5 protein-coding genes and 1 pseudogene are annotated in these 4,142 nt (G+C 35.8%); 3 read left to right on the top strand and 3 right to left on the bottom strand.

What is annotated here, in order from left to right; all coding sequences use genetic code 11:
• The first annotated feature begins 408 nt into the window (after nt 1–408).
• Complete coding sequence (locus KFO35_RS13745) at nt 409–705, top strand: hypothetical protein (RefSeq protein ID WP_002319998.1); 297 nt, start codon at nt 409–411, stop codon at nt 703–705.
• A gap of 30 nt (nt 706–735) precedes the next feature.
• Here KFO35_RS13745 and KFO35_RS13750 read toward each other — a convergent pair whose 3' ends face one another.
• The 3 genes from KFO35_RS13750 to KFO35_RS13760 form a co-directional block, all read right to left on the bottom strand.
• Complete coding sequence (locus tag KFO35_RS13750; RefSeq protein WP_002314364.1) at nt 736–984, bottom strand: helix-turn-helix transcriptional regulator; 249 nt, start codon at nt 982–984, stop codon at nt 736–738.
• Nucleotides 985–1,045: 61 nt separating this feature from the next.
• The gene (locus KFO35_RS13755) at nt 1,046–1,282 is read right to left on the bottom strand and encodes a hypothetical protein (RefSeq protein WP_002314363.1); all 237 of its coding nucleotides are present in this window, start codon (nt 1,280–1,282) and stop codon (nt 1,046–1,048) included.
• 208 nt (nt 1,283–1,490) lie between these two features.
• Nucleotides 1,491–1,889 carry a hypothetical protein gene (locus tag KFO35_RS13760; RefSeq protein WP_002314362.1) on the bottom strand — a complete coding sequence of 133 codons (399 nt, stop codon included), beginning with the start codon at nt 1,887–1,889 and terminating at the stop codon, nt 1,491–1,493.
• A 170-nt stretch (nt 1,890–2,059) separates the two neighbouring features.
• On the opposite strand from KFO35_RS13760, the pseudogene KFO35_RS13765 reads away from it, so the two are divergent.
• Both KFO35_RS13765 and KFO35_RS13770 read left to right on the top strand, forming a co-directional pair.
• Nucleotides 2,060–2,525, top strand: a pseudogene (locus tag KFO35_RS13765) (RNA-guided endonuclease TnpB family protein); the annotation flags it as partial.
• Between the two features lie 413 nt (nt 2,526–2,938).
• Nucleotides 2,939–4,129, top strand: coding sequence for an IS256 family transposase (locus tag KFO35_RS13770; RefSeq protein WP_002314359.1), 1,191 nt, complete (start codon nt 2,939–2,941; stop codon nt 4,127–4,129).
• The last annotated feature ends 13 nt before the right edge of the window (nt 4,130–4,142 follow it).

The raw sequence follows: 4,142 nt of genomic DNA on the forward strand, positions 1-4,142 counted from the left end.
TGAAAGAACTAGACTTGTTCAGAGAAAAATATCCAATTGTTCCAGAATTAGATGATCGTGGAGAAATAATAAGAACTACCAGTCAGATAAAACAAGATACCGAAGACTCACTGCGCAAAGGGTGGGGAATGAATAATAAAGTTAGATAATAATCAAAGAAGAACTAAGTAACTACCTTTAAACGGTAGTTACTTAGTTCTTCTTTAATTTGCGTGAAATAGAGGGGATTTATTTTTCTGGTTACGTGATTAAAAAATCCAAAAAATGAGCATAGGAACGGTTATGATTTTAGGGTGTGTTTTAATGAGATATTGTGATTTCATTAACAAGTGTATAATAATCTGTTGTTGAGTTAGTAAATAAGTAATAGAGCTAACTCTAAAATAAAACTATTAGGAGGAGATGTAGATGAAAAAGTTTAAAAAGAAAATATATTTAGGATTGGCTGTTGGGGTGAGTATGTTTGGGTTCATGGCTCATACTAAACAAGTAACTGCAGATACTAACCAAAAAGAAAGGATTATGAGCCAATTAGATGACTCTCAAATAGAGTATGTACCCAATGAGCTAATTGTCAGTTTAAAGGCTACACAAAGAATTTCAACAGAGAAAAATAAACCGCAAAATTTATTGGGTGTAAAAGTTATGGTGTACGTTCACCATTCTTTACTTTTGATTTTGTTTCTTTTACTTTCGTTGTCATAATAAATCTCCCCCTGTTTTATTTTCTCTACCTCATTCCAATGTAATTTTCAAACTTTTTTTAAGAATCTTACTCAATCTGATAAGAGTCTTTAAGTTAGGTAGCCGTTTACCTGTCTCAATTAAAGAGATAGTTGTTTGATTGAAACCTGCTAACTTACCTAGTTCTCCTTGACTAATACCTAACCCTTCTCGTGCATGAGCGATTCTAGCACCCAGTACCATTGCATATTGTGCTTCCTCCTCTGTCATGTCAGCATAGCTCTTTTTTGCTTCTGCCATTTCTTTGTCCTCCTTGTACCATTATAGTAACACCTTTAATTTCCATAGTCAGCAATTAAGCTTACTGTTGGATGTCATCTCTAACAATGTAGTCTTGTTCTATTAAATTAATGCTTTTTTGTTTCATACGGGGGAACGTGAACGCACCAACAATAGCCATAAAAACAAATCCCCCGAAACCAAAGATAACTGTACCAAAGATAATGAACCCTGCGATGACAGCGTAGTCTACCTTGTCATAACGTGCCATAATTTCCTCGTATTGTTTTCTTGTAATCACTTGTTTTTGTTTTTCCATTGTAATTTCTTCCTTTGTTTTATCTTACAAGTCTATTGTACAGCCTGTATTGTTTAATGTCAATAGGTAAGCTCAAATTTTTTATTTATTCTTGCTTCCCTTATCTACATGTATATCATAGCCTGATTGTATAGGGATGTCAACAAAAAAAGAGACACCTATAAAAGATGTCTCTAGCCTGCTACTTAGGGTTTTTTATTGTAGCCCGCTACTTAGGGAATTGTTTGAGTAAGTCGTTTACTGATTGCTCTTCAAAGGTGCTACCTGTATTTGTAACATCGACTCCGCCTATAGGAACTTGAATGTCTATACGAGTTTTACTATCTGCAATCTCCCCTTGTATTCCTATAAATGCTGAGAGAGGAGAGTCTAGTTTGTAATAAGTAACCGTGACTTTTGGTCTCCCTTCTGATTCAACATAATGGATATTAGCTTTTGTTAGCGGAGCAGAGTACGTTCCTTTACCTGTAATTGCAAAATTAACGTAGCTATCTTTAGTGTTGCCTATTTTTGCATAAATGTTTTCCGGTGAGCTATAGACAGTAAGTGGCTCAATGTTAAAGGTTTTAGTAATTGTCTCTGTATGCCCAACATCCAATGTACCCACGCCTATCAGTACCCAAATAGCAAAAACAACTAAATCTATAACAAGAGGCTTCCAGTAACTTTTACGAAGATACCAACGTGGATTTTTTCTATTGGTGATTGATGAGAGTTACCGTTTGTAACTGAATATCGTAGATAAGTCATTGACGATGAAAGATCTAAATTTGCTAAACTTCTAAGATGGAGAAGAAACTAAAACGTGAACAACGTAAGTTATCAAGACGTGCGTTGTTAGCTAAAAAGAAAGGAATCAATCTATTTGAAGCGAAGAATTATCAAAAGCAAAAACAAAAAGTAGCTAAGTTGTACGAAAAAGTAATGAATCAACGTACTGATTTTCTGAATAAGTTGAGTACAGAAATAATCAAAAACCACGATATTATCTGTATAGAAGACTTAAACACACAAGGTATGTTGCGTAATTATAAATTGTTAAAAAAAGTATTTCTGATGTATCTTGGTCTAGCTTTATGGTTAATTTACAATATAAAGCAGACTGGTATGGACGAGAAATTATCAAAATAGGTCAATTTTTCCATCCAGTCAAATCTGTTCAGAATGTGGATATAAAGGCAGCAAGAAATCACTCAAAATTCGAGAGTGGATTTGCTCTATTTGCCATACACATCATGATTGAGACGTTAACGCTAGCATCAATATTCTGAACGAGGGTCTACGAATACGAGCGTTAATTTAGAAAAATACATTTAAGAACCGTAGGAACTACGGGGATAGCTTGGTAAATAAGAGTCATTGCTGTTAGGAAATAAATGCACTATCAAGTAAGCTCTTTTCCCAAGAAGCTTTTGCTTCAAGTGTTAAGAAACATCAGGTTTAGCTAAGTGATGAGCAGTTCACAAGTAAATAAACAATGTATCATTGCACATTTGTTCCGTTTTTGAAGTGTGAAATCAAAATAACATGAAGCATATCGAAATTTCGGGAGAGTGTAAAATATTTTGTGTAAATGAAAAAATCCATACAAAAAAGGAAGTCGCTTCTGTAGAATAAAGTTAACGACAACCAATTCACAGAAAAGAGGACTTCCCTATGAATGATTTTACTACAGAAATTGTGCAAACTCTAGTCACTAAAGGCGATTTAAATGAATTATTCCGTTCGCACTTAGAAAAAGCGATAAACACACTCCTACGGACTGAATTAACGGCTTTTTTAGATTACGAAAAATATGATCGCACTGGTTTTAATTCAGGTAATTCGAGAAACGGTTCTTACTTTCGATCAATCAAAACCGAATATGGTGAATTAACATTGGAAATACCTAGAGATCGTAATGGTGAGTTTAAACAACAAACTTTACCAGCCTACAAAAGAACAAACGATACATTGGAAACCACTATTATCCATTTATTCGAAAAAGGTGTTACGATGCCTGAAATTGCTGATTTGATCGAAAAAATGTACGGTCATCACTATACTCCACAAACCATGTCCAATATAACAAAATCATTTACAGAAGAGGTAACGGCGTTTAAAGGGCGAGAGCTTCATGACCGTTATGCTGCTATTTATATGGACGCAACGTATATTCCGTTAAAGCGGAAAACCGTCGCCAAGGAAGCTATTCATATCGCAGTTGGCATTCGCCCGGACGGATCAAAGGAAGTATTGAGCTATGCGATTGCACCGACTGAATCCATCACGATTTGGGAGGAAATTTTATTAGACCTTCAAGAGCGCGGTTTGAAAAATGTCCTCCTGTTCATCACGGATGGCTTAAAGGGGATGGTAGGAGCGATTAGTCGGTTCTATCCCAAAGCTCGTTTTCAACATTGTTGTGTACACGTTTTCCGTAATATCAGTCACAAAGTGCGTGTCAATAATCGTAAGGAAGTCTGTGATGATTTTAAAATGGTGTATCAAGCCTCATCTAAAGAGGTGGCGTTAGAAGCACGTGGTGCTTTTGCGAAAAAATGGAAAACCAGCTATCCAAAAGTGGTTGAATCGATTCTTTCGAACGATCACTTGCTCACTTTCTATGATTTCCCCTTGGCCATACGCAAGAGTATTTATTCTACGAACTTGATTGAATCCTTTAATAAGCAAATCAAGAAATACAGCCACCGCAAGGAACAGTTCCAAAACGAAGAGTCGATGGAACGTTTCTTAGTCTCGTCTTTTGATACTTACAACCAAAAATTCCTAGGTCGCAGTCATAAAGGTTTCCAACAGGCCGAAGGCGAGCTCGAACAAATGCTGAGTCAACCGATGGAGAATTAGAAACAATCTACAG

Source organism: Enterococcus lactis (genome assembly GCF_015751045.1).
In the GTDB taxonomy this organism is placed as follows: domain Bacteria; phylum Bacillota; class Bacilli; order Lactobacillales; family Enterococcaceae; genus Enterococcus_B; species Enterococcus_B lactis.

Coding starts and splice junctions, on each gene's coding strand:
- KFO35_RS13745 (WP_002319998.1), top strand. CDS start 409: ATGAAAAAGTTTAAAAAGAAAATATATTTAGGATTGGCTGTTGGGGTG.
- KFO35_RS13750 (WP_002314364.1), bottom strand. CDS start 984: ATGGCAGAAGCAAAAAAGAGCTATGCTGACATGACAGAGGAGGAAGCA.
- KFO35_RS13755 (WP_002314363.1), bottom strand. CDS start 1,282: ATGGAAAAACAAAAACAAGTGATTACAAGAAAACAATACGAGGAAATT.
- KFO35_RS13770 (WP_002314359.1), top strand. CDS start 2,939: ATGAATGATTTTACTACAGAAATTGTGCAAACTCTAGTCACTAAAGGC.